Source organism: Acidobacteriota bacterium (assembly GCA_016715115.1).
In the GTDB taxonomy this organism is placed as follows: Bacteria; Acidobacteriota; Blastocatellia; order Pyrinomonadales; family Pyrinomonadaceae; genus JAFDVJ01.
Genome location: JADKBM010000011.1, coordinates 411,078 through 435,939, shown reverse-complemented (window position 1 = coordinate 435,939; position 24,862 = coordinate 411,078). Strand labels below are relative to the sequence as shown.

21 protein-coding genes are annotated in these 24,862 nt (G+C 55.3%); 4 read left to right on the top strand and 17 right to left on the bottom strand.

From position 1 onward, the window contains the following. Positions 1-17 precede the first annotated feature (17 nt). The 6 genes from IPN69_10655 to IPN69_10630 form a co-directional block, all read right to left on the bottom strand. Entirely contained in the window at positions 18-722 is a 705-nt protein-coding gene (locus IPN69_10655) for a hypothetical protein (protein ID MBK8811174.1), read from the bottom strand. A 6-nt stretch (positions 723-728) separates the two neighbouring features. Beyond that, positions 729-899: a hypothetical protein gene (locus IPN69_10650; protein ID MBK8811173.1), complete on the bottom strand. Its 171-nt coding sequence runs from the start codon at positions 897-899 to the stop codon at positions 729-731. Then, positions 859-3,207 carry a zinc-dependent metalloprotease gene (locus IPN69_10645; protein ID MBK8811172.1) on the bottom strand — a complete coding sequence of 783 codons (2,349 nt, stop codon included), beginning with the start codon at positions 3,205-3,207 and terminating at the stop codon, positions 859-861. The genes IPN69_10650 and IPN69_10645 overlap by 41 nt, the downstream gene beginning before the upstream one ends. A 242-nt stretch (positions 3,208-3,449) precedes the next feature. After that, a complete protein-coding gene (locus IPN69_10640) occupies positions 3,450-3,935 on the bottom strand; it encodes a hypothetical protein (protein ID MBK8811171.1) in 486 nt (161 codons plus the stop codon). Positions 3,936-3,938: 3 nt separating this feature from the next. After that, positions 3,939-5,582: a M1 family metallopeptidase gene (locus IPN69_10635; protein ID MBK8811170.1), complete on the bottom strand. Its 1,644-nt coding sequence runs from the start codon at positions 5,580-5,582 to the stop codon at positions 3,939-3,941. 99 nt (positions 5,583-5,681) lie between these two features. Further along, a complete protein-coding gene (locus IPN69_10630; GenBank protein MBK8811169.1) occupies positions 5,682-7,136 on the bottom strand; it encodes an aminopeptidase P N-terminal domain-containing protein in 1,455 nt (484 codons plus the stop codon). A gap of 594 nt (positions 7,137-7,730) precedes the next feature. Between IPN69_10630 and IPN69_10625 the strand changes: the two genes are divergently transcribed. Continuing rightward, entirely contained in the window at positions 7,731-7,916 is a 186-nt protein-coding gene (locus tag IPN69_10625) for a hypothetical protein (protein ID MBK8811168.1), read from the top strand. Between the two features lie 150 nt (positions 7,917-8,066). Here the strand turns inward: IPN69_10625 and IPN69_10620 are convergent, their stop codons facing one another. The 10 genes from IPN69_10620 to IPN69_10575 form a co-directional block, all read right to left on the bottom strand. Continuing rightward, a complete protein-coding gene (locus tag IPN69_10620; GenBank protein MBK8811167.1) occupies positions 8,067-10,730 on the bottom strand; it encodes a VCBS repeat-containing protein in 2,664 nt (887 codons plus the stop codon). Positions 10,731-11,033: 303 nt separating this feature from the next. Then, a complete protein-coding gene (locus IPN69_10615; protein ID MBK8811166.1) occupies positions 11,034-11,216 on the bottom strand; it encodes a response regulator in 183 nt (60 codons plus the stop codon). Between the two features lie 809 nt (positions 11,217-12,025). Beyond that, positions 12,026-12,286 (bottom strand): hypothetical protein, encoded by a 261-nt coding sequence (locus tag IPN69_10610; protein MBK8811165.1) that lies wholly within the window; start codon positions 12,284-12,286, stop codon positions 12,026-12,028. 110 nt (positions 12,287-12,396) lie between these two features. Then, positions 12,397-12,954 (bottom strand): hypothetical protein, encoded by a 558-nt coding sequence (locus IPN69_10605; GenBank protein ID MBK8811164.1) that lies wholly within the window; start codon positions 12,952-12,954, stop codon positions 12,397-12,399. Then, positions 12,935-14,608 (bottom strand): urocanate hydratase, encoded by a 1,674-nt coding sequence (gene hutU, locus IPN69_10600; protein ID MBK8811163.1) that lies wholly within the window; start codon positions 14,606-14,608, stop codon positions 12,935-12,937. The genes IPN69_10605 and hutU overlap by 20 nt, the downstream gene beginning before the upstream one ends. 188 nt (positions 14,609-14,796) lie before the next feature. After that, positions 14,797-15,075, bottom strand: a complete 279-nt coding sequence (locus IPN69_10595; protein ID MBK8811162.1) for a hypothetical protein — start codon at positions 15,073-15,075, stop codon at positions 14,797-14,799. A gap of 16 nt (positions 15,076-15,091) precedes the next feature. Beyond that, positions 15,092-15,631 carry a hypothetical protein gene (locus IPN69_10590; protein ID MBK8811161.1) on the bottom strand — a complete coding sequence of 180 codons (540 nt, stop codon included), beginning with the start codon at positions 15,629-15,631 and terminating at the stop codon, positions 15,092-15,094. Positions 15,632-15,726: 95 nt separating this feature from the next. Next, positions 15,727-16,392, bottom strand: a complete 666-nt coding sequence (locus IPN69_10585) for a rubrerythrin family protein (GenBank protein ID MBK8811160.1) — start codon at positions 16,390-16,392, stop codon at positions 15,727-15,729. A 181-nt stretch (positions 16,393-16,573) separates the two neighbouring features. After that, positions 16,574-17,914: a sigma-54-dependent Fis family transcriptional regulator gene (locus IPN69_10580; protein MBK8811159.1), complete on the bottom strand. Its 1,341-nt coding sequence runs from the start codon at positions 17,912-17,914 to the stop codon at positions 16,574-16,576. Beyond that, positions 17,892-19,175: a HAMP domain-containing histidine kinase gene (locus IPN69_10575; GenBank protein ID MBK8811158.1), complete on the bottom strand. Its 1,284-nt coding sequence runs from the start codon at positions 19,173-19,175 to the stop codon at positions 17,892-17,894. Before IPN69_10575 ends, IPN69_10580 begins: the two co-directional genes overlap by 23 nt. A gap of 60 nt (positions 19,176-19,235) precedes the next feature. On the opposite strand from IPN69_10575, the gene IPN69_10570 reads away from it, so the two are divergent. The 3 genes from IPN69_10570 to IPN69_10560 all read left to right on the top strand — a co-directional run bounded on the left by IPN69_10570 (position 19,236) and on the right by IPN69_10560 (position 23,943). Beyond that, the gene (locus IPN69_10570) at positions 19,236-20,126 is read left to right on the top strand and encodes an alpha/beta hydrolase (GenBank protein ID MBK8811157.1); all 891 of its coding nucleotides are present in this window, start codon (positions 19,236-19,238) and stop codon (positions 20,124-20,126) included. A 261-nt stretch (positions 20,127-20,387) separates the two neighbouring features. Continuing rightward, positions 20,388-22,745 carry a DUF2339 domain-containing protein gene (locus IPN69_10565; protein ID MBK8811156.1) on the top strand — a complete coding sequence of 786 codons (2,358 nt, stop codon included), beginning with the start codon at positions 20,388-20,390 and terminating at the stop codon, positions 22,743-22,745. Next, positions 22,735-23,943 (top strand): DUF3999 family protein, encoded by a 1,209-nt coding sequence (locus IPN69_10560; GenBank protein ID MBK8811155.1) that lies wholly within the window; start codon positions 22,735-22,737, stop codon positions 23,941-23,943. Before IPN69_10565 ends, IPN69_10560 begins: the two co-directional genes overlap by 11 nt. 22 nt (positions 23,944-23,965) lie before the next feature. On the opposite strand, the gene IPN69_10555 is transcribed toward IPN69_10560, so the two are convergent. Continuing rightward, entirely contained in the window at positions 23,966-24,760 is a 795-nt protein-coding gene (locus tag IPN69_10555) for a tryptophan synthase subunit alpha (protein MBK8811154.1), read from the bottom strand. Between the last annotated feature and the right edge of the window lie 102 nt (positions 24,761-24,862).

Sequence of the window (24,862 nt, the reverse complement as noted above, 5' to 3'; positions counted from 1 at the left end):
CCCGAAATCGCTGCCGTTCAAAACAGGCCTTTCAGCGCTTTCGCGATCGTGACGTAACCCCCGAATTCCTGAGGGCGAGCCGGATATCGGGACCGGAAAACGATCAGCCGGGGGCCGGCGGCATATGCCGACAGCACGGAGTTCTGCTCGAAAAACCTTGCAAATTCGGGCTTGATGATCGCCCTGATCGCGGCCTCATCGTCGCCGTACAGGTAGAACGCGTTCGAGAACGTCGGAAACTCGGGAAAGTCGATATCATTCCGTCCGGCAAACTGAAGCGCCTTTTCCAGAATCCCTTCCGGTCTTACATAGAATCTGGGAAGGTTCAGGCCGGTCGATTCAATGACGCACATCGTTTGGCGTGACGTTTGCGAACCGCCGTTCGGTCCGGTGTTGACATACGCGAGGTCGAAGACTCCGATCCGTTCGCCGCCGCGGGATCCTGTCATCAGATTCTCGATCCGGCTCGGCGAGCCTTCGAAGATCTCAAAATCCGCAAGAAACGGGAGCGATGAAAGTTCCGAAGCCTCCGTAAATTCGAAACCAAGGCGGTCGGCAACCGCTCGAAGTTCGACGCTCCGCTTCTTATGGTTCTCCTTTCGTTTCAATCCGACGCGGACCAACAGAAAAACCAGTCCCGCAAAGACAAGCAGAAGAAACAGCGCGCCGAGCGCGAAGATCGCAAGAAGAACATAGCTTGTGTCGATCTGGCCGTTGTTCATCGCGGTCTAGCCGATCGGTTCGCCTGCGGGAGTCGCGAGCGCGGGAGTGCGTTGGCGCGGGGCGTCCGGTCGGGTCAGAAAACGCTCGATGTTCTGCTCGATCAATCGCCGCTGCGCGTCCGGTTTGAGTTTCAGCTCAACCTTCAGGGGATTCGTTGATCTGATGAAGTGCCTCATTCGCCACCGCCCGGACGGCAAGTGAGGCGTCCGGGTTAGCGGCCAGATCCATCAGTCGGTCGATCAAAACCGCCTGCTCGGTCGCCAAGATCGCGGCCGTGTAATTGGTCTTTGGTTTCGGCGATTTCCAGACTCTGGAAACCAAAACATCGACCGTTTCCCTGAAATGCGGATACTTGGCATCTTCGGCGTTGAACTCGATCATCCGAGCGGCACGCGTCGGTTCGAGCAGCGCCGAGATCGCCAGGTCGGCGGCGATCGCGGCCGCCCCGAGCGAATCAAAGACCGGCCCCGTGCGCTTTTCAAAATACTCGCCGGTGCCGTTTTCGAAACCGTCAGCTCGCGGCGGAAGAAGTTTGCGGACGTTTTCGGGAATCGCGAGTTCTTCCGGTTTCAACGTGTCGAGGACGGCATTCATCGCCTCGCGCTGGCGTTCGGGCGCGACGATCTCGCGGAAACGCGCCGGCACGACGCCGTTCTCGCCCTTGACCGCGTAGGTAAAGTACATTCCGCCGACCGATTTGACTGCCGAGACCAGTTGATAACGATGATGAAGATAGAGCGGGATCAACTTCGCTTCGAGTTCGGAGATGGGCGTCCCAGCCGGTACGCTTCGGAGCCCGAAGTCGTTCAAACCGATTCGCCGAACCTCCATTTCGTGGCGAAGCATCGCGACGACATCGTTGCCGTTGTCCCAGATGCTCGCCAAAGGATGCGCCGTTCCAATCCCGCGGCCGTCGTCGTCGGCGATGTAGAGCATTCCGTCCTTTTCGCCCTGCGCGATGATCTTCGCGAGTTCGGCGCTTTCATTTGCTCCGTTAGCGAACTGCGAATACGCATACCTGACGGCGAACTTATCGAAAGTGCCGATGCCGACCGCGTAGGCATTCGAAAGATCGATCTTGCCGTTCCTGAGCTCGACGAGCGGCGCCGGATAATCCATCACCGATCCGCGATCATATGAACTTGCCGCGAAGTTATGGCTGAATCCGAGCGTGTGGCCGACCTCGTGTGCGGAAAGCTGGCGGATACGCGCGAGCGACATTTTTGCAGAGACCTCTTCGTTGTCGCTCAGGTACGACAGATCCGGCGAATCGCCGAACGCGCAAAACCCGTCGGTCGAGGCATATGCCGGAATCATTCCGGTCGCGAGCAGAAAATCCTGCCTGATGCGCAGCGACCCGAGCGAAACGTTGCCTTTGATGATCTCGCCCGTGCGCGGATCCGCAACGGTCGCACCGTACGACCAACCGCGCGTCGAACGATGCACCCAATTGATCATGTTGTAGCGAATGTCCATCGGATCGGCGTCTTTCGGCAGGATCCTGACCTCAAACGCGTTCCGGAATCCGGCCGCCTCGAACGCCTGTGCCCACCACGAAGCGCCTTCGACGAGCGCCGAACGGATCGGCTCCGGCGCGCCGTTGTCGACGTAGTAAACGATCGGCTCGACCACTTCGCTTACCGCCGCGTTCGGGTCTTTTTTCTCCAGACGGTGCCGGGAGATCCAGCGTTTTTCGAGCGCGACGGTGATCGGCGAGGCGTAATCGTAAAACGTGATGCCGAACGATCCGGTGCGCGGATCGAACTTGCGCGGCGTGTAATTGTTGTCGGGCAATTCGACGAACGAATGATGTTCGCGCAAAGTCACGGAATTCGCGGTCGGCGTCACGGACGCGACGAGCCGTCCCGGTTCCTCGCCGGCGAACGTGAGCGTCGTTTCGACCTCGGTATTCTTCGGAAAGCCTTTGGTCCGTTCAAGATAGAAGGCGCTCCGCGATTCGTCGACACGATAGCTTCCCTGCCGCGACTGCCTCAAGCGATCGGCAACGCCGTGCGCATCGCGCAACAAAAACGCAGTCGCGTCGACGAGCACGCGACCGTCCTTCTCGGCCTCGACCTTGAACCCGAAAATGATCGATCTCGCGAACGAATCGGCGACCGCCTTGCGTTCGGCGTCGTCAACGCTCAGCGCCCGATAGCGGTAATTCGGCTGGACGAGCATGATCTTCTGCCCGACGCGTTCGAAATAAACGACGAACGTCCGTCCCATCTGCCCGCGATCGAGCCCGATCGGATTCGACCCCAATCCCGCCGGCAACGAGACTTGATAGAGAAACTCCTGATTGAACCGCGAGATCTCGAGAAACATCTTCCCGCCCTTCGCGTCCCAGTAGAGCGGCATAAAGCCGTCGATCCTCTGGAGCTTTTCGATCTTCTTGTCGAACGATTCTTCGGGTTTTTCCTGTGCGAAGGCGGGGAATACGGTAATCAGCGAGATCAGGATGATGGCGGCGATTCTAGACATATTTTGGGTTCCTCGTTTGTGGGATAAAGGTAAGCCGAAATCGGATTTTGGGCAAGTTCACTTGCACCGGATCGGCAAAGATCACAAATGGGCGCGACGTTGGCTTTTGCGGAAGTCGCTTTTCTTTCGCCCATTGGTTGTTGTAACGCAACCGGGAAACCTAAGAATCGATGTACCCGTCCTCCAGATTCAGGCGTTCCTCACGCGAACGGCCGTCGGCAATGTCGAACCATCTTTGATACTTATGCTTGGCGAGCCCCCAGGCGAATCTTTTTCCTGATCAGTTTCCGATCGACAAGCCCTTGACGGCTCAGCAGAAAGATCGCGTCTTCCTGATCCTTGAATCGTCCGGCGATAAACTTGAGGATAACAAGCCATTCGGGCGTGAGGACCGGAACACCGTCGATCTCGGTGGCGTCCGCGAGCGCCGCCCCAAACAGGTTCTTGAATTCATCTTTCCGTAAGATCCAATCGACCGCGACATCGTTCTTTCTGGTCTTGATCAAATATCGCTCGCCGCCCTGACGAAGATGACCGACGCTCTCGAGCGGCAACAGTTCGCTTGCTATGACGTCGATATCTTTTGTGTTCCGGTCCGAGCCGTACAACGCCATCGCGAGACCGCCGACAACGGCCCAATTGATATTTCTCCGGCCGGCCTCGGCCGCGACAGTTTGAATTGCCTCCGTCGCGGATTCATTATCGAGAAGTTCGAGATTGATCGTCATAATTTATTCCGCTTTCTTAAAATCCGCATCCATCAGAATCCACATATTGGGATCGAGTATCACATTTTCCGGTTCGGCTTTGACATTTATTGAAAACACGTTCGATTTTGCGTTCGCCTGAACCGTCTCGATCTGCGGCTTGTTTTGGCCGGGGTAAAAGACCGCGATCTCGACCGGGATCCTAAAGAAGCTGCCGTCGGTCTGCACTTGATCGAGATTGACGGTGATCTGCTTTTTGCTCACGTCATACCGCCAATTTCCTTTGTATTTGAGCGTTCCGGGCTTGAAGAGCCACTGATCGAAAAAGCCCGCAAGGTCCTTGCCCGAGGCTTCTCCCATCTCCCGCCGAAAGTCATCGACGGTCGCGTTCGAATCGCGATACTTTCGGTAATAGCTTCTGATTCCCTTCCAGAAGTTATCGGTTCCGACGACGCCGCGCAGCATATGCAGCGTCCAGCTTCCTTTCTGATAGATCTGGCTCGTCGTAACGTCTTCCATATTCTTCAGATTATCGTGAATGATCCGGTAATCGGGACGTTTATTGTAAAACGCGTCGACCGAGTTCTTGCTTGATTTGAGGCCTTCGACAAAGGCGTCGCGGCCGTATTGATGCTCGATGAAAAGCAATGTGAAATAGGTCGCGAAGCCCTCGCTGAGCCAAACTTCGTCCCAGTCTTTTTCCGTTACGGCGTTGCCGAACCATTGATGGGCGATCTCGTGGATGATGACGTTGCGCCAACGCACGTTGCGGTCGCCGACGACCGAATTCTCACTGTAGAGGATCGCCGATGCGGCTTCCATTCCGCCGCTGACGCTGTTCGACTGGATGTTTGCGAGCTTTTCATATGAGAAAGAACCGATTGAATCGCTGTAAAACGCGAGCGCCTTTTTCGTGACGTCGCCGTAATCATAGAATCCTGCATCGCGGTCCTGTCGATAGACCCAGCTTTGGATCGATTTTCCATCAAATTCGTCGACATACTGCACCGCGAATCGCGCGACGCCGAGCACGTAAAGCCAAGAAGAGATCGGCACGGATTGCTTCCAGTGCGTGAGGCGCTTATTGCCCGGAAGATCGGTCTCTTCGATCTTGAGGCCGTTCGAGACGACCTGATAATGGCTCGGCGCGGTGACGATGAATTCGCACATTGCCTTGTCAGACGGATGATCGACGGTCGGCAGCCAGTTGCGGCCCTTGTCCGGCCAGTTGTCGCTGAAAAACGTACGGTCGCCGTACTTGTTGTTCGCGATCTTCAACCCTGTCGCCGGAATCCCTTTATAAAAGATCGTGAAATTGATTCGCTGCCCCGCCTTCGCAGGCGCGGCCAGACGGATCGACAGGACGTTTTCGGCGTGCGTGAATTCGACCGGATTTCCGTCGGAAGCGACCTTGCTGACGGCCATTCCCTTTCCGCCGGACGAATTGGTCAGGTCAAGTCGGAGTCCGGACAGTCCGTCGGCCAGAAACCGGACATCGACCGTCGCCTCGCCGACGATCTCGTCCGTCGTGTCCGACAACTCCAATTTGAAGATGTAATTGATGACGTCGATCTTCGAGTTCTTCGGGTAGGTATCGGCAAATGCAAGAGCCGGCAGAGCGGCGGCCAGCAACAAAACGGCAAGCAAGGTTGTCTTCAGTTTTTTCATGTCGTCAGGATCCGATTCATTGAAATGAGGCAGTTGGCCCAATTTGCAATTTTCAATTAATTTTCAAATCTTAGACTTCAGTTAACGCCTCAGTCGATTTCACTCCCTTGAGGGCAACGGCACCGCCGGACGAAATTGGATCAGCCCCTTTTCCGCCATCGTCCGTTCGATCTCTTCGACAGTTGACGGAACGAAGGCGCACAGATTCTCGGCGCCGGTTTCGGTAACGACGACGACGTCCTCCATTCGAATATAGAGTTTCTCTTCGTGGATCCAGATCATCGGATCGATCGTGAAAACCATTCCCGGCTCGAGTTTTACGCCTCGGACCAATCCGACGTCGTGGACGGCCATCCCGACCGGATGCTGAAAATGACCGCGAAATTTCAGTCCCTCTCTGACCGCTTTCAAATGAGCGGCGTTTTCAAACGTTTTCCCGACCAAGTATTGCTCCATTTCCTTCGCGGCCGAATCAAGCACGAAATCCGAAGTCACTCCCGGTCGAATAGCCTTAAACAGCGCATCGCGGTAAGCCAATATAAAATCCGATAGTTTGCGCTGTCCTTCAGTATACTTGCCGTTGACCGGCCACATTCGCGTGACGTCGCTGGTGTAATAACGATAATCTGGAGCGTAATCCATCAGAACCATATCGCCGTCTTTCAGCTTGTCGGTTTTGCGGAAATAATGGCCGAAATAAGCGTTGGTCCCGCCGCCGATGATCGATGCGTACCCGTCGCCTTGCGCCCCGTGCAAATAAAATACGTATTTTGCCGCGGCGTCGAGCTGAAATTCGTAAACGCCCGGTTCGGTGGAACGCATCGCTTCAATGATCGCCAAACCGGCGATCTGCGTCGCCTTTCGGATCACCTCGACCTCTTGCTGAGACTTGATGTTCCGAAGCGAGTCGAGAATCGGCGAAAGATCGCGAACTTCGAATTGGGGAGCGCGCAAATTCAACAGTACCCTGAAACGCGCCTCTCGCGAAGGCTGTCCGTCCCACGGATTGGATGAGACGCGAGCTTGTTCGTTCAGCAACTCATCACGGCTGTCGGTCCCGGTTTCCGCCGGGCTCAAGGGCGTGTAGAGAAGCGGCGGCGGCGGACGAAGCAATCCCTTCCCGACCATATCGGCCGCCAAGAACTCGACTCCGCGCACCTGGTCAATGCCGGTCAACCCGTTGATCAGTTCTTCGTCTTCGGCCGAAAACATCTTGCCCTCGTTGCGTTCGCGGGCCGCGTCCCGATGCGGAAGATAAAGCGTCGTTTTCCGGTTGCGCCCGTCGAGCAGAAGATAAGCGTGGGGAGTTTCGATGCCCGTCAGGTAATAGAACTCGTTCGACTGGCGAAAGACGTTGAAATCGGCCGTGCCGCGAGCGCCCTGAATGATCGCGATCGCATTTTTGCCGATCTTCTCAAAGATGCGCGTCCGCCGCGCGGCAAATTCTTCTTTGGTGAAATCCGGCTGATAGTAATGCTTTTCCTGGCCAAGGCCAAAAATCGGAACAAGCGTGAGCAATAAAACCAGACAAAGCGCCGCTGACATTTGTTTCATATCTGACTCCCTGAACGGGAAGAACCAACGATCATTCGAGGATTACGGCCGATCCGAATCGAAATCCAAGAACCGGACAAAATGTTTACAAATCGATTCCGGGCATAAAGTCATTGCCTTCAGTTGAACCGAGCCAATCTCGTTTTCGATGGCATCCAAAATCAGCCGTTCGATCTTACACTCGAACCCTCGTGCGATCTTGCCTGTCGCCGAAGACGGCGGGCAATGAAGCTTGAACGGCCAGGCTGTGTTCTTTCACCCGTTTCGCCCCGGATATTGCCGTCATCGCGTTTTGATCATCGATCGTCAGTCCCGTTCTCGTTCAACAAAGAATATGGGACAGATGCCGATGCGTCAATTCCGAGCCCTCAAACGTCCGTCGATCTGCTTCGCCGTTCGAGAAGCGTCCGCAATGCGTATTCGCGCGGATTCGCGGAAAATCGCGGACAAACTTTCCACGGCGTAATATTGCAGCGTGAGCGGAAGATGTTCGGATTCGGGCCGACAGGTTGCAATCGACGGCTTGCCTGACGTCATCCAAGCTTGTAAACTACCTAAATGCGGAGTGGTCACCTGCTCCGAAGGTAAACAAATATGACATTGGACTTCAGCGAACGCGAACGCGAATTATTGGAAGAGGTTTTGGGACGTGAATGCAATTCGTTGGTTGACGAAGTGCACCACACGGATTCGTTTGACTATCGCCAAGGACTCAAAGAGAAGCTCGAAATACTCAAACATCTGAGAACCAAGGTTGAGGCGTTGGCTTCCGACAACTAGACCGAACGGTCTGAATCCACACATCTAAAGCATCGCCCGCGGGAAGTCGAACTTCCCGCGGTTCGGTGTGTCGTCTGCGTTTTTGCCCGGACCGGACAATGGCGGACCTGATTGATGATCCGCGAAAATTCGCGGGCAAAACCAGCTGATCTATGGTATGAACGCGCTGGGAACGGGACGATCGGTCGAGATTCCGAAGCCGACGGCAAGTTGTCCGGCGGTCGAGCGGTTACTGTACCAGGTTGCCGTCGACGGCCGGAAAACCGTCGGGTCAAACTTGCCGTCGCCGTCGAAATCGCCCGGCGCCGGAATATCTCCGTTCAAGCCAAACGGGAATGAGAAAAATGATTCGTCCTCGCTTCTGAGAATGTACCAAAATCCGTCTGCCGCCCGCCAGAAAGCAATGTCGGCGCGGCCGTCGCCGGTAAAATCACCCGGAACGGGTTTATCATTCGCGTTTCCGAACTGAAACGCGCGGTTCGCTCCGTCCGAACTGCGGAGATACCACCATTCGCCGACTGACGGCCGGAAGATGGCAAGGTCAGCTTTTCCGTCGCCGTCATAATCCGCGACGACAGGCTTGTCCCCAGCTGCACCGAATTGAAGAATCAGCGTGCCGTCGGTTGATTGTTGAATGTACCAGGTCTGATTCGACGGTCGAAACACGGCCGGGTCGGCGCGCCCGTCGCCATCGAAATCCGCGGGAACGGGGATGTCGCCCGTCGCCCCGAACGGAAAGCTGAAGAATGAAGAATTTTCCGAACGCAGGATAAACCATTCGCCGTTTGACGGTCGGAAGAAGGCAATGTCGGTCTTGCCGTCGCCCGTGAAATCGGCGGGAACGATCTTATCGGAGCTCTGACCAAATTGAAAAGCGCGATTCGCGCCGTCGAAGCTGCGCAGATACCACCATTCGCCGTTTGAAGGGCGAAAAATGGAAACTTCAGTGCGTCCGTCGCCGTCGAAATCGGCCGTCAGATTATTGAGCCTCGAAGTCGTCGTCGTAACCTCGAGTGTAAAAGTCGAGAGAAATCCCGTGTCTCCCAATTCATCGTCAACGACGTAGAGATTCCAGATGCCGTTCGGGTCGGTGCCGTTGAAGACATCCAGATTCGCCGCGCCATAGTTGTTTGAGCCCGGCCCGGGTGTTGGAAAAACGTCGATCGCGCCGGGTTCGATATTGGCGGGCCCGTCGCCGTTGAAAGGCTTGTAAATTCCGCTCGGCGCGCTGGTCGTCGGAAAATTCGCGGCGGCGGATTGGTCAAAGATATAGGTCCTTCCGGTTACACCCGGATTACCGCCGCCCGCATCGGACATCAGAATCGTCCGTTGACCGTTTGGACCGACGAGCAAAATATCCAAATCGCCGGGGAAAGTGTGCGTAAAATTTGTCAATGTCACGCGAACCTTCGTCACCGTGCCGCTCAGGCTGTTGATGTCGGCGATGGACGGATAATTGGACGGTACGCCGGGCGGATTTGTGTTGGCGGTGCGGTCGGCAGGAAAGATGCCGTTGAAATTGGTAAAGCTCTGTCGCGGATCGCCTAACAATCGGGACAGGAAGATGTTCGGCCCCTGCGGCCCTGAAATTATGATTTTGCCGTCCGGCTGAACTGCGATTGCTCTTGCCCAGGTGTTTGTGTAGTTGGACGCGGGAAACTTAAATATCCCGTCGCCGTGAAAAGAAGTATCCAATGAACCGTTGGGATTAAAGCGGATCAGCGCGGAAGTATTAAAGTCTCGCCTTTCAGCAACGATTATCTTACCGTCGGGCTGGAGTGCGGCGGCAGTGGTTTCCTCAAACGGGGCATCATTCGTCGTCGCTATTCCGTCAACATCAAAACTGGTATCGAGCGCGCCCGTCGGGTCGTACCGAACGACTGCGACATCGAAATTTTGACCGGGGCTTCGGGTATAGCCAGTGGCGATGATCTTCCCGTTCGGCTGGATCAGCACTTTATTGAGGAAGTCTTCTTGCCGGACCGAAGTTGTCAGCTTACCGTCTGTGTCAAATGTCGTATCGAGGGATCCGGTTGCGGTGATACGAAGCAAGGCGAAATCAATACCGGTTCCAAATGTGTATCCGCCGGCGACGATCTTACCATCGGTTTGAAGCGCAATGGAGCCAAGACTATCCCCGGCATTAAACGAAGTCTGGATAACGCCGGTGCCGGTCGGACCAAAAGATGCGTCCGGCGTTCCGTTCGCGTTAAAGCGGACAACCAGAAAATCCTGATCCAAATCATTAGTTCCCGTATTGCCTCCCACGACTATTTTACCGTCCGGCTGAATGGCAATATCAAAAAGATCTTGATTGTTAGGTAACACCAAAATGGCGATTCCGTCGCCGTCGAAGGTCGTGTCGAGCGAGCCGTTGCTATTGAAACGGGCCAATGCAAGATTCGTGTCTCCTGTCAACGAAAAACCGGCAACGACAATTTTGCCGTCCGTTTGAATTGCAAGCGCGTTTGCTTGTCTGAGGCTCGGAACTTGCGCGAGGCCGTCGCCGTCGAAGGTGTTGTCGGGCGCACCGTTGACGTTGAAACGCGCAACCTCGAAACCGTTCATCCCGACAACAACCGCCTTGCCGTCGGGCTGAATCTCGATGTCGCCGTTGCCGCCGGTTCCGCTGACCGTCGAATAAAAAACCTTGCCGCCGCTGCCGAAAGTCTGGTCAAGCTGGCTCGCCGCCGCTTCCGCTTTTGCGGGGGTGAATATCAAAATCCCCGTCGCCAAACTGAGCATAATCGCCAAACTGACGGCCCGTTTCAAAACACGGGAGCTTCGGTTGTCACTCATTTTATTCGTTTTCATAGTTTTTCTCTTCTTCGTTCAGAGTTACCGCTTTTGGCGTTTGAAAAACAAATCCGAGAATCATTAAACATCGCGTAGCGATTATCTGAGTTTCGCTGTGTTTTTAAGGCGCGGGAAATAGCGGAACTAGTTGCGCGTCACGTCAGCGACGACTGAACATTGCATAACAAGATCAGTTGTCGCTGACGCGACAAGGTTGCTTGATTATCGCGTTCCGCGCCTTAAAAGACACGGTTAAATTCAATCTGTCGCTGACGCGGCCAAAACAAATTCTTTTTTCTCGGATCTATATTTCAAACAACATCAGTCTTCGAACATCGCTTCAAGTTCAAAGAGATTGTCTTTCAACACGAAACGGCTTGCGCCCGCGGCCAATGCTTCGGCGCGAATTTCCGCATCGTCAAACGCCGTAACCATACAGACATTGGCAGCCGGAAATGCGGCGATGATCTTGCGGATTGCCTTGATGCCGTTCATTTCAGGCATTTCCCAATCCATCAAAACCCAATCAGGCAGGTGTTCTTGCTAAAGCGCAAACGCTTCAAAACCGTCGGCGAATTCGTAGACCTCCCTGACCGAAGCCGGAAGATAATCGCGCACGACCTGACGGACTCTTTCGTTATCATCAACAATCAAAAAATTTTATCAACGCATTATCAAGTTAGACCGTAAACGCGGCGACGGGAATTAGAGTCTCTGCGTATTTTGTATAAGTAGAAGTGCGTATTTTTGAGCGCAAGCAGCGAGTTTCGCCCGCGAATCTCCGCCAATCGGCGCGAATGGAAATCCGGTCCGGATCGCGGCGAGACTGGCCAAAGTCTTGAAAATCGGATGAACGTGCGGGTTCGGAGAGAATACTATCCCGGATCACCAATATGGGAGCTCTGAAAAACTGACATGATGGAAACAAATGGCGTTTCCTCCAGAACACAGAATGGCGGGATGGAGCGGATTTGTTTCACTCAATGGAGACAAAAGAGGATTTCAAGCAACGCTCAGTACCAAATATCCTTCTGTATCCGGTCTATCTGTGGTCATCCGTGTTAGAAACGGCTCGAAACCGCAGTTAAGTAGGTTTTTCAAAACTCCCCAACAGAAAACATCTCCCGCGAAAAACGCAAAATACGCGAAACAAATTTCACGATCGAGAGGTTTCGCTGAAGTTTCGCGTCTTTTCGCGGTCAAAAACTCCCATCGCGTAACTTGGGATTGTTCGCGCCGATTCGCGGAAGTTCGCGGGCAGACTTTCCAAGGACTGTAACAAGCGGATTTTAGAAAGAGGCTCTGCGCCGCGCTCAGAGGAATTCGGAACCGCACGCCGTCGATCTTGCCAAACCGTCAAACGTCGAAAGCCACAGATAACCGTCACGTGATTGCGCCAAGCCCGTGACAGTGTTTTGCGGCAGAGCGTTGGCCGTGGTCCAAACCTCGAAGCCGTATTCCTGCGCGGTCGCATTCAGAATGGACGAGAAGACGATACTCGCGGACAAATTATGAATGACCGTTTTCCGGAGTATGCCGTGACGCACACGATTCTCACGGATGATGATAGTCATATACCGGATCTGCGGTTTTTGCGGCTGGGCGACGATCACTGGCGGGCGCAGAGTGAATCGTCGATGCTGAATTTGTTTTTTCAGTCAATTCAGGAATCGATATAGCCTTCTTAAACGTTTGCTGCTTTACCGTCGGCAAGGTTATACCAACGCTCCAAACCTGATTTGAAAGCCGCCCAAGTTTCAACGCTTCCAACATCAATGATCATTTCTTTTATCTTTCGGCGATCAACCAAACCTTTTTTGCTCAAGAGGAAAACTCCGTCCTCCTGATCCTTAAAGCGTCCGACGATGTACTTTAGAATCACCAACCATTCGGGCGTAAGTATCGGAGTCTGCTGAATCGTTACAGCATCTTTCAATGCTTGTTGATAAAATCGCTTGGCCTCGTCGTTTCGCGTAATCCAATCAACGGCAACGACCTTTTTTTCAGTTTTCACGCTATAACGTTCACCGCCCTGAACTAAAATCCCTTCACTCTGCAATGGCAGTTTATTGGATGCAATAATATCGACGTCTTTCGTCAACCTGTCGCTTCCATAGAGAATTACAGCCAGACCGCCAGCCAATGCCCAATCAATTTTGTTGTCATCTGCCAGTTTGCCTAATGTTTCAATGGTTTGCATCGCAGATTCATCATCAAGCAGATCAAAATTCAGTTTTGTCATATTTTTGTTTCATCATCGGCACCTTGACGCCATTCTGCCTCGCAAACTCGATCGCTTCCTCATACCCCGCATCAACGTGCCTGACGACGCCCATTCCGGGATCCGTCGTCAAAACCCGTTCGATTCGTTTGGCGGCTTCGGGCGTGCCGTCGGCGACGATTACCTGGCCGGCGTGGAGAGAATAACCGATGCCGACTCCGCCGCCGTGGTGGAGCGAGACCCACGTCGCGCCGCCGGCGACGTTGATCATCGCGTTCAGATAGACCCAGTCGGCGATCGCGTCCGAACCGTCCTTCATTGCTTCGGTCTCGCGGTTAGGCGAGGCGACCGAGCCGCAGTCGAGATGGTCCCGGCCGATGACGATCGGCGCTTTCAGTTCGCCGCTCGCGACCATTTCGTTGAGTTTCAGCCCCGCCTTCGCGCGATCCCCATAGCCGAGCCAGCAGATCCGCGCGGGAAGCCCCTGGAATTCGACCTCCGATTGGGCCATCGTCAGCCAGCGCGCGAGATGGTCGTTTTCCGGGAAGAGATTCATAATCGCCTCGTCGGTCTTGTAAATGTCTTCTTTTTCTCCACTTAGCGCGACCCAACGGAACGGGCCCTTGCCCTCGCAGAAAAGCGGACGGATGTAGGCCGGGACGAAACCGGGATAATCGAAGGCGTTCGCGACGCCGTTGTCGAGCGCCCGCTGGCGAAGATTATTGCCGTAATCGAAAACGACCGCCCCGCGCCGCTGATATTCGAGCATCGCTTCGACGTGGCGCGCCATCGAGTCCATCGCGCGTTTCTCATATTCCGGTTGGTTCGATTTTCTGAGTTCCGCCGCCTGATCGATTGAAAGTCCCTGCGGAATGTATCCGTAAAGAACGTCGTGCGCCGAGGTTTGGTCGGTGACGGCGTCGGGCAGAATTCCTTTCTCGAGAATCTGCCAGTGAACGTCTGCCGCGTTTCCGAGAAGTGCGATCGATTTTGCCTCGCCATTTGCGGTAAATTCCCCGACCCATTGCAATGCTTCCTCGAGGCTTTTCGTCGCGAGATCGACCTGTTTCAATTGCAGACGCCGCTCGATCCGCCACGGATCGACCTCGACCAGCAAACCGACGCCGCCGTTGAAAGTGATCGCCTGCGCCTGCGCACCGCCCATTTCGCCGAGGCCCGCGGTCAAAATGAATTTCCCTTTCAGATCGCCCCAGCCGTTTTGCCGCGCGAGCGATCCGAACGTCTCGTAAGTTCCCTGCAAAATCCCCTGCGTGCCGATGTAGATCCACGAACCGGCCGTCATTTGGCCGTACATCATCAGCCCGTCCCGTTCGTATTTGTCGAACTGCTCTTGCGTCGCCCAGTGCGGGACGATGTTCGAATTCGCGATCAAGACGCGCGGTGCGTCCGTGTGCGAGCGGAAAACGGCAACCGGCTTGCCCGATTGGACGAGCAGCGTTTCGTCTTCATCAAGATTGCGCAACGATTCGAGGATCGCGTCGAAGCTCTCCCAATTTCGCGCCGCCCGCCCGCGTCCGCCGTAAACTATCAGGTTGTCGGGATCGAACGCGACGTCCGGGTCGAGATTGTTCTGGATCATTCGGTAGGCGGCTTCGATCAGCCAGTTCTTGCAATGCAGTTCGGTGCCCGTCGGCGCTTTGATGACTCGTTTCATAATCGTGTTGATGCGAGTTTATCAACCTTCGCGGGACGATTCAAAATTCGGGGTGCGGAACCCCGCACGAAGTAACGGGTTAGGCGAGATGGTCCGATTCTGCGCGACCGTCTCCAAGCGACCGATATCGAAGCGCCCCGACCGCTCTGCGGCCGTACCCCCTTACTTCGTGCGGGGTTCTGCATTGACTATTTGTCGTCCTTGTCCGGTTTTCCCCGATCGTCGTCATCGTCGTCGCGGCTTCGCGAGTTATTTGAAGAGTTCGACGGTTTCTTTTGGTCGTCGGCATCGACCTTCTTGACGTTGGTCGCCGAATTAGTGTTCGCGGCCGGCGTAGTCTGAACGGAAGGCGCGACACTCGCTGTCGGTGTCGGTGTCTTCTGTTCCGTCTCGGTCTTCTTGGTCTCGGTTCCGCCGCATGCCCCGAGCAAAACGGCCAACGCAATGATAAGCACTGTATTTTTCATTAATTTCTCCTTTGGTTTAGTCATCATCATCGGACTTTTTCGAAGTCCGAACTTCCGTCGGCGCGTTCTGCGAGGCGACCATCGCCTTTACGCCAAATTCGTGAACGAGCCGTCCGCCCTCGTGCGCGGCGTTCATCAGAACCACCGCACCGCCCGCGTAAAACACCAGAAACGCAAGTGTTACCGGCAAAGTTATCTTGCGTGCGAAGTCCTTTTTGAGGATCATCGGCACGAAGACGATCGCTCCGAAGATCACGGTCAGAGCCAGAAAGATGTTTCGCGTCGTCTCGGCGAGTTCCTCGTGGTTTTCAAGCACCGATTCGACGTTCGCGACGCGTTCCGCGAGTTCGCCGGCAGCGCTGCCGGTCGCAACGGCGACGACCGCGGCGATTGTACCAAGCAGCATCAGCACAAAGGCCGAGATCATAAAAGCGCGATTTTGACCGTAGAAAACGAGTCCGAATACGATCAGCAGAGGCGCGATCAGCAACAGCGCGATTGGAAAATGGACGATGATCGGATGCATGGCATCCCAGGCTGGAATTGGCGGTAACATAATTTTCTCCTCTTTTAGTAGGCGTTGGGCGCCGGGAATTCACCCTCGAAATCCGGCGCCCAACGCGATTCCCCCGATGTTTGGGCGGAGGAATTCTAGCTGACGCTCTCGAATTTGTCCTTTTCGGTAAAATCGACCGGACATTTCGGAAGTGCCGCGTCAGGCGTCGTGAAGCCGCAAACGGGACATACATAGAATGTCTGTTTGTCGCCCTTCCATTTTTCAAGGTTTGCCAGCGCGTCCGCGTAAAGCTTTGCGTGTTCGCCCTCCGCGATCTTTGCGAAGTTGAAGCTTCGCAGCGCATCGCGATTGCCGATTCGGCGGGCCTCGATCATAAAGTCGGTGTACATCGTGTCGCGCTCATATGTCTCGCCGTCGATCGAAGCTTTCAGGTTCTCCTGGGTCGACTTGATCTCGGGAAGCTTGATGTCGTTCTTTGGCGTTCCGCCCATTTTCGTTATCACGTCCGCGTGATTCTTCATATGGATCGCCTCGGCGCGAGACGCGGCGCGAAACAGACTGGCGACCTTGCCGTAGCCTTCGGCGTCGGCCTTTTTCGCATATTCGAGATACTTCGCGCTGGCGTTGCTTTCGCCGTTGTAGGCTTCAAGCAAATTCGCCAGCGTCTTGCCTTCCTGGTTCGGAACCGGAGACGTGTATGCGCCCGTGTTCGTCGTTGTCGGCGCGTTGCCGCAACCTGTCTGGATTGAGACCGCCAAAACGGCGATCGCGCAGACTGATAGAACTTTGATAAATCTCATAACGGTAATTCTCCTCGTACGATTCCCTTTTCGGGTTGACGCCGATTACCGTTACAACTTTCGTTCCATCAACTAAGTTATTGTTTTACGGGGACTTTTCGGGGTTTCTTGCGGCACGCCGGCAACGGCTGTCAAAATTTTTGAACATTGACTGAAGACGTGTTCAAAAATTTCGACAAAACTAGAGCCGGTGTTTCTTTATCTTGTATGCGAGATCACTGCGCGAGATCCCGAGCCTTCGCGCGGCTTCCGCCTGGACGCCTTTGGCCGATTCGAGCGCGTTCACGATCAGCGCGCGCTCAAACGCTTCGACCGATCTCGGAAGATCGACCGCGCCATTTTCGGGTGCGGGTTCGCCGGCAGCCTGCAGATAGAAGTCGGCAGCCGAGATCTCGGCCCCAGTTGCGAGTATGTTTGCCCGTTCGATGAGGTTTCTGAGTTCGCGAACATTGCCCGGGAAATCGTAGCGACACAGTTTATCTAGCGCGGCCCTGCTGATCTCGCGCTCCGGGACCTTGAGTTCGCGCGAAGTCGTCCCCAGAAGATACCGGACCAGTGTGGGGATATCCTCGCGCCGGTCGCGGAGCGGCGGAACGACGAGCGGAACTACAGCGAGGCGATAATACAGATCCTCGCGAAACTCCCCGCGCTTGACGCGTTCCAGAAGGTCCCGATGAGTCGCGACGATGATCCGAACATCAACGGATCGCGGCGTCGTCGCGCCGACGCGGGTCAATTGGCCTTCGGTCAGGACACGCAGCAGTTTTGCCTGCAAATTCAAAGACATCTCGCCGGCTTCGTCGAGAAAGAGCGTCCCGCGATGGGCGGCTTCGAACAATCCCTGTTTTGTGCGGTCGGCGCCGGTGAATGATCCCTTTTCGTGCCCGAAAAGCTCGGATTCGAGAAGCTGTTCCGCAACCGCCGCGCAGTTTACGGCCAAGAAATTCTCGTCCTTTCGCAGACTCCCGCGATGGATCGCCCGCGCGACGAGCTCTTTGCCCGTTCCGGTCTCGCCGGTGATCAAAACCGTCGCGTTGGTCGGCGCGACGCGCGCAATGCGTTCCTTTAGTTCACGAATGACATCGCTGTCACCGAGAATCTCGTCGGCAAAAGCGAAGCGGCGCGCCTCTTCGCGCAGGATCTCGTTGTCGCGGAAGAGTTTCACCCGTTCCGTGGCGCGTCGCACGACAGCCTTTACGACCTCGGCGACGAATGGCTTGGAGACAAAATCGAACGCGCCGGACTGCATCGCTTCGACCGCGAGTTCGATCGTGCCGAAGGCCGTCAGCATCACGACGGGAAGTGAAGGATCGGCCTCGCGACACGCTGCGAGAACCCCAAAACCGTCGCCGTCTACGAGTTTCTTGTCGGTGATGACGAGATCGAACGAGCCTTCTCCGAGACGCGCGAGCGCGGTCGTCAACCCTTCGGCATCGACCACCTCGTGGCCTTCTTCCTGAAGGATCAGCGACAAGATTCGCCGCATGCTTGCTTCGTCGTCAACAATCAGAATCTTTGCCATTTTTCTCAATTCCGGGATTCAAGCGGATCTCAAAGCGGACGCATCCGGTTTCGTTATGAGCGAGCATTGCGTCGCCGCCGTGCGCGCGGGCAATGCTCTTGACGATCGAAAGACCAAGTCCGGTACCTTTCGGTTTCGTCGTGTAGAACGGCTCGAAAATACTATCAGCTGTCTTCGGATCGATCGCGGGCCCCGTGTTCTCAACGTAAAAGGTCGCGGTTGGCGCGAACCCAACGATCACTTTTCCGCCGGACGGCGTGGCGTCGGCGGCGTTTAGCACCAGATTCAGAAGCGCCTGCCTGATCTGCGAAGCATCGCACCTCAGCACACACGGAGACGAATTCTCGATCAACAGTTCGATGCCGTGTTCGGCAAGCCGCGCGCGAGCCAAACCCCCGATATACTCGACGGTCTCCTGCGAATCGCAATCCGCGGTCTCCGGCGGCTTCGTCCTTGCAAAGGCGAGAAAGTCGCCGGTCAACACCTCGAGCCGTTTTGATTCCTGTGTCGCGATCTCGAACATCTCTGCCCGGAGCGGCGAGTCGGCGGGCTGTTTGAGCGCCAGATCGAGACTGCTCGCGATCATCGCCACCGGATTACGGATCTCGTGTGCGATCGCACCCGAAAGCTGGCCGATCGCCGAGAGTTTTTCTTCGGACACGAGTTTCGCCTGCGTCCGTTCAAGCGTCAACAGACTATCGCCGAGCTTCGCCTGTTCGCCGCGGAGAGTCCCGACCAACAGCCAGACGACGATCCCGACGACGTAGAAGATCAATCCGACCGTCGCGGCTTCGAAAAACTCCCCAAAGTCGATCGGCGGTTTCCGTTGAAAGTAGATCCAAACCTCGAGAATCGTCAGGATCACCGCAACGGAAACAACCCCGAGCGTCTTCGGCAGACTGAAATTGTACGCCGCCTGAATGATTGGAATGATCATCAAGACCGAATAATGGCTGTCCGCTGTGCCGCCGAAACTCGAAGCCGTGAACGCGAAAACGATGTTCAGCCAGATCGAAAACACAGTGTATCTACCGAGCTTTGCCGTCGGCGAAGCGTCATCGATTCGTTGTACCCAAGCGAGTTCCAGGATCAAAACGACGAAGCGCGCCGCAAGTGTCGCCAGCAGCAGTTTTGAGGGCGTGCCGATCTCGAAAAGAAAGACAATGTGGACTACGAACAGCGCGGCGAGGACCGCGACATTGATCACGATCAGAACGGTTTGCTGATTTTTATACGATTCGATGTCCAATGCCTTGATCAACGCTTTTCCGGAACCCGGTGAATTGAATATAATTCTCGCAAGTTCCGTGCCCTGAAATCTATGAGAACAATCACAATCTTAGCAGTCATTTTGCTTTTTTCCGCGCTTTCTGCGGCTCAAACGTCGGAAACGGTCATTGGGCCGAATATCACCGGCAAGATCGAGCGCTACAAGAACTTTCCGTCCGACAAGGTCGCTCCGCGCAACGTCGATGTCTGGCTGCCGCCGGGCTTCTCGCCGAAAAAGAAGTACGCTGTCCTTTATATGCACGACGGCCAGATGCTTTTTGACGAATCGACAACGTGGAACAAGCAGGAATGGCATGCGGACGAAGTGCTCGCGAAGCTGATCGCCGAAAAGAAGGTCCGGGAGACGATCATCGTCGGCGTCTGGAACACCCCGAAACGGCGCGAGGAGTATATGCCGCAGAAGGCGTTCGAGATGGCGTCGGCCGATCAAAAGGAAGAAGCGGCGACGTTCGGGATCACCGGCGTGGTTTCCGACAATTATCTGAAATTCCTTGTTGACGAATTGAAACCGTTCATCGACAGGAACTTTCCGACGAAACGCGACCGCGGCAACACGTTCGTGATGGGCTCGAGTATGGGCGGGCTGATATCGCTTTATGCGATTAGCGAATATCCGAACATATTCGGCGGCGCCGGTTGTCTTTCGACTCACTTCCCGGCCGGAAACGGAGTGATGATCGACTATATCCGGTCGAATCTCCCGTCGCCGAAGAATCATCGGATCTATTTCGATTACGGAACGGCGACTCTTGACTCGTCGTACGAACCGTTCCAGCTTAGGGCCGACGACTTGATGCGTGCAAAGGGGTTTACCGCGGAATCGTGGATCACGAAGAAGTTCGAGGGCGACGATCACAGCGAAAAAAGCTGGGCGAAACGGTTGGACGTTCCGCTCGAATTCCTGCTCGGAAAGCGAAAGTAAAGCACCGGAGCGCAAGCGTCCCGCACTGGAGCGCAAGCGTCTCCGGACTGGAGCGCAAGCGTCCCCGCTTGCAACGGCGTGAAACGCCGTAAAGCCTAGGGATTTAGCGCGCTCATTTCTCCGGCGCCGTTCGCGCTCCGCGCTCATTGCAAGCGGGGACGCTTGCGCTCCAGTCAACTTCTTTACGTATTCGGCCATTCGGTGTAAAGTGATGTGAGAAAAGCATTTAGTTACCGAATTCCGAGATTGGGGGAAGGGCCGATGCAGGAGACCGAACAACGACTCGCCGAGCTTCGAAAACGGGTCGAGGATCTCGCCAAGTATCAGGATTATTTCGCGCGTGAGATGGTCGAGATCCGGCGGTTGATGGCATCCCTCGAGACGCGCTCCGCAACACCGGCCGAGCCAACCGCGGCGACCGCCGCCGATCAGCGTTCGGTCTATTTTCCGCCGCCGACGCGCCCGCGCCCCGTTTCCCCGATCGATGAATCGGCTCCGCCGCTATTCCAAACCGTTCCGGATCCCGAAACACGATCCGATTCCTCGAATCTCGAAAAATTCATCGGCGAGAATCTGATCGCGATGGTCGGCGCCGTGATCACCGTCATCGGCGTCGCTATCGGCGCGAAATACGCGATCGACAAGGGCTGGATCACTCCGGTGATGCGCATCGTCTTCGGTTATCTGATCGGCATCGGGCTTTTGATCCCGGCATTTCGTCTTCGCGAGAAGATGTCGAGGTTCAGTGCTGTCACACTCAGCGGATCGATGGCGATCTTCTATTTCGTGACCTACGCCGCCTATTCGTTTTACGATCTCATCCCGCAACCCTTCGCGTTCGCTTTAATGGTTCTGTTTACGGCGTTTACGGTCTTTGCAGCGATCCGTTACGAACGCGTGGTCATAGCCCATATCGGAATGGTCGGAGCCTACGCGGTTCCGTTTCTGTTGAGTCAGAACGAAGGCCGCATCGCGTTTCTGTTCACATATATTTGCGTCATCAACGCCGGGATCCTCGCGGTATCGATCAAGCGTTACTGGCGTTCGATCTTTTACTCTTCTTTTGTGATCACGTGGATGATCTTTTTCGCTTGGTTCAACGGTGGCTACAGTCCGCAAAACGATCTTGGCCTTTCGCTCGGGTTCTCGGCGGCATTCTTCGCCATTTTTTATGCGACCTTCCTCGCCTGGAAACTTATTGCGCACGAGCCATTCGGCCCGGAGAACGTCGCGCTCGTTCTGGCAAATTCATTTATCTTTTTCGGCGTGGGTTATTCGACCCTGTCGGACCAAGAGCAGTACCGGAACTATCTCGGACTCTTTACCCTGGCGAACGCAGCGATCCATTTCGCGGTCGCGGTCTTTATCTTCCGTTTCGCGGCAACCGCGCCGTCGGTCATCACTCTCATCATCGGTCTCGTCATCACCTTTTTGACGATCGCCGTTCCGGTCCAGCTCAAGGGACACTGGATCACGCTCGTATGGATCGCGGAAGCGATCGTGCTTTTTTCGATCGGGCGAATCAAACGGATTTCGCTTTACGAATGGTTCTCGTATCCCCTGATGCTTATCGGCACGCTCGCCCTGTTCGTCGATTGGGCGGAAGCGAGTAGTTTTTTCGGACTCAATGCGGTCGAACCGATCTATCCGATGTTGAACGTCGGTTTCCTGACGAGTTTGTTTTACGTCGCCGGCGGCGCGCTGATCTTGTGGCTCGACGGAAAGCATCGCGAAGGCTCGGTGCTGCCCGTATCGCTGGTCGCCGTATTTCGTTTCGCCGGCGCTGCCGCGGCGACGTTCGCGCTGTACAACGCTCTCAGGATGGAGATCGGAAATTTCTGGGGCCTTCGCCAAGCGGCGACGATGCTCGACGCGGCTCCGACCGGACCCTATTCCCGCGGCGGGAACATCTCGGATCCGTCGATTCCCTACTGGAACGCTATCACGCAGATCGACTACTCGTTGCTATTCGTCGCCGTCGCCCTCGTCGTCAACGGGAAGTACTTTCGGAGCCGGGCGACGGCCTTTGCCGGCGTGGTCTGTTCCGGACTTTTCTTCCTGGTGTTCGTGACCGCCGGTTTTGCCGTCCTGACGGAGCTGCGCGAACTTTATCTGAGGCCCGCGGAAGCGGCGTTTGCAGGCGATGCAGGCAGCATCGCCGTGCGCTACGTGTCATACGCGATCGTCGGATTATTGCTGTTCGCGCTCGCTGCTTTGGCGCGCGACGAGGAACTCTCGACGCTTCCGGGCGCGGTTCGCAAAATCGGCTTCGACGCGCTTCTGCACCTCGTCGCGCTTGCTTGTCTGAGCAGCGAGATTCTGAACCTGACGGACATCTTCGGAATTCCGGAAAGCGAGAAACTCGGACTCAGCATTCTCTGGGGAATTTATGCGCTGTTCTTGATTCTGATTGGAATCGGACGTTCGAAGAAACATCTTCGAATCGGCGCCCTCGCGCTGTTCGCGATCACGCTTGCAAAATTGTTCTTCTACGATCTGGCCGATCTCGGGACGATCTCGAAAACGATCGTCTTCGTTTCGCTCGGCATTTTGCTTTTGATCGTCGCCTATCTCTACAATAGGTTCCGCGACGTTATTTTCAAGTCCGATGAATCGTAAACTACTCATATTGCTGATGCTGCTCGGCGCCGTCGGAGGCTTCGCCCAGATCGACAACTTCGCGCTCAGGCGCGAGATCAACGGCGCGCGGATCGGTTGGGCGCGGATCGTCCTGCCGGATCAGATATACGCCAAGATCTCAGGATTGATGACCGACGTCCGAATCGTCGGCATCCGCCCAAACGGCGAACGATTCGAAGTTCCATACGTATTGCGACAGGTCGCCGAATCAAAAGAAAAGACGGTCGAGTTCAAGGTTGTAAATCAGGTCGCGGGCAAGGGCGGCCGTTTCGTGACATTCGAAGTTCCGACCGCCGAACCCTTAAATTTGATCGATCTGACATTCTCGAAGGAGAACTTCGATTGGAGGGTCAGATTGGAAGGCAGCAGCGACCAGAAAGAGTGGATGAAGATCCTCGACGACTATCGGATCGTTGGCTTCAAAAACACTTTCACGAGCTATTCGTTTACTACTCTTCGATTTCCGGACGCGAAGTTCAAGTATTTTCGGCTGTTCATCCCGACGAATGAAGATCCCGGTTTCGTTCGGGCGTCGCTGATCGAACGCGTATCCGACAAAACGGTGGTTCGGAGCTATCCCGTCAAGTCGTTCAAGGTCTCGGAAGACAAGCCTTTCAGACTCTCTGTGATCGACCTCGAACTTGCCGACCGCGTGCCTTTGAACTCGCTCAGGGTGCGTGTCAAGGACAAGATCGACTTCTACCGGCCGATATCGATCGAATATGTCGCCGGCACGAACGCGAACAACGAACCGGTCTACAAGCGCGGCGCGGCCGACGTTTTCTCTTCGTTCGACAATGAGGGTTTTCGGTTCCCCGTTTTTGCCGCCGATAAACTTCGCATTACGGTCAGCAATCAAGACAGTCCGCCGCTCAGTTTCGAAGCCTTCGAGATCTCCGGAACGCCATACGAACTCGTTGCGCAATTCCCGGAAGACGCCCGGTATTTTCTCGTCTATTCAAAGCCTGAGACCCCGAAACCCGAATACGACATCGCGAAGTTCGCCGACAAGATCCCGGCGACGGTTACCGAGTTGAAACTCGGCGACGAAGAAACGAGCGGCGACTCGGCGCCGGCTTCAAAGCCCTGGATGTCGAGTCCGCTCTGGCTTTGGCCCGTGATGATCGCCGCGATCGTGTTGATGGGATTTTTCGCCTTTCGAATGTTGCGGCGTTGAGCAGTGAGCGGTGAGCAGTGGTTCAGTTTTGGGGGCGCAGTGTCGAAACAAACTCGCCGATCTTCTCGACCGCATCCTCGCCGGAATCCGCCGCAATTTCGGCAACGATCGCCGACCCGACGACGGCAGCGTCCGCGTATCTCCACGTTTCTTCAACCTGTTTCGCGGTCGAGATCCCGAATCCGACGGCGATCGGAAGATCGGTGAATTTTCGCAATCGCCCGACGAGAACCTCGGCGTCAACGCTGAGCGCGTCGCGTGTTCCGGTAACGCCGGCGCGCGAGACGGCGTAAATGAAGCCGCTCGCGGCTGCGCAGATCTTCCTCAGCCGCTCGTCGCTCGAAGTTGGCGCCGCGAGCATTATCAACGAAAGGCCGCGAACGTCGAGGATCGACTTGAATTCGGCGGCCTCTTCGGGCACGAGATCGGTGATCAAAACGCCATCGACGCCCGACTTCAACGCCTCGTCCGCGAAACGTTCTAGTCCGAACTGCAGAATCGGATTGAAATAACTGAAAAGGATCAACGGCGTTTCAAGTCCTTCCGCGCGCGCTTCTGCAACTATATTGAGAATTGCTTCGATCGAGATCGGATTCTTGAGCGCTCGCTCCGACGCCGCCTGAATCGTCGGACCATCTGCGACCGGATCCGAAAAAGGAACGCCGAGTTCGATGACATTCGCCCCGCGTTTTCCGATTTCAACGATCAAACGCTTCGATGTTTCAAGATCCGGATCGCCGGCGACAATGAACGGAATAAAACCGCCGCGTCCCGCAGCCTTCAGATTTTCGAACTCCGATTTGATTCGATTTTGCATACTTTTTCGAGCTGTGAGCTGCGAGCTTTGGGCTTCGAGTTTCGTTCCTCGAAGCTCGCGGACCGAAACCAAGCTGTATGCTCGAGTTTCGTTGCTCAAAGC

Coding starts and splice junctions, on each gene's coding strand:
- IPN69_10655 (MBK8811174.1), bottom strand. CDS start 722: ATGAACAACGGCCAGATCGACACAAGCTATGTTCTTCTTGCGATCTTC.
- IPN69_10650 (MBK8811173.1), bottom strand. CDS start 899: ATGAGGCACTTCATCAGATCAACGAATCCCCTGAAGGTTGAGCTGAAA.
- IPN69_10645 (MBK8811172.1), bottom strand. CDS start 3,207: ATGTCTAGAATCGCCGCCATCATCCTGATCTCGCTGATTACCGTATTC.
- IPN69_10640 (MBK8811171.1), bottom strand. CDS start 3,935: ATGACGATCAATCTCGAACTTCTCGATAATGAATCCGCGACGGAGGCA.
- IPN69_10635 (MBK8811170.1), bottom strand. CDS start 5,582: ATGAAAAAACTGAAGACAACCTTGCTTGCCGTTTTGTTGCTGGCCGCC.
- IPN69_10630 (MBK8811169.1), bottom strand. CDS start 7,136: ATGAAACAAATGTCAGCGGCGCTTTGTCTGGTTTTATTGCTCACGCTT.
- IPN69_10625 (MBK8811168.1), top strand. CDS start 7,731: ATGACATTGGACTTCAGCGAACGCGAACGCGAATTATTGGAAGAGGTT.
- IPN69_10620 (MBK8811167.1), bottom strand. CDS start 10,730: ATGAAAACGAATAAAATGAGTGACAACCGAAGCTCCCGTGTTTTGAAA.
- IPN69_10615 (MBK8811166.1), bottom strand. CDS start 11,216: ATGCCTGAAATGAACGGCATCAAGGCAATCCGCAAGATCATCGCCGCA.
- IPN69_10610 (MBK8811165.1), bottom strand. CDS start 12,286: ATGACTATCATCATCCGTGAGAATCGTGTGCGTCACGGCATACTCCGG.
- IPN69_10605 (MBK8811164.1), bottom strand. CDS start 12,954: ATGACAAAACTGAATTTTGATCTGCTTGATGATGAATCTGCGATGCAA.
- hutU (MBK8811163.1), bottom strand. CDS start 14,608: ATGAAACGAGTCATCAAAGCGCCGACGGGCACCGAACTGCATTGCAAG.
- IPN69_10595 (MBK8811162.1), bottom strand. CDS start 15,075: ATGAAAAATACAGTGCTTATCATTGCGTTGGCCGTTTTGCTCGGGGCA.
- IPN69_10590 (MBK8811161.1), bottom strand. CDS start 15,631: ATGTTACCGCCAATTCCAGCCTGGGATGCCATGCATCCGATCATCGTC.
- IPN69_10585 (MBK8811160.1), bottom strand. CDS start 16,392: ATGAGATTTATCAAAGTTCTATCAGTCTGCGCGATCGCCGTTTTGGCG.
- IPN69_10580 (MBK8811159.1), bottom strand. CDS start 17,914: ATGGCAAAGATTCTGATTGTTGACGACGAAGCAAGCATGCGGCGAATC.
- IPN69_10570 (MBK8811157.1), top strand. CDS start 19,236: ATGAGAACAATCACAATCTTAGCAGTCATTTTGCTTTTTTCCGCGCTT.
- IPN69_10565 (MBK8811156.1), top strand. CDS start 20,388: ATGCAGGAGACCGAACAACGACTCGCCGAGCTTCGAAAACGGGTCGAG.
- IPN69_10560 (MBK8811155.1), top strand. CDS start 22,735: ATGAATCGTAAACTACTCATATTGCTGATGCTGCTCGGCGCCGTCGGA.
- IPN69_10555 (MBK8811154.1), bottom strand. CDS start 24,760: ATGCAAAATCGAATCAAATCGGAGTTCGAAAATCTGAAGGCTGCGGGA.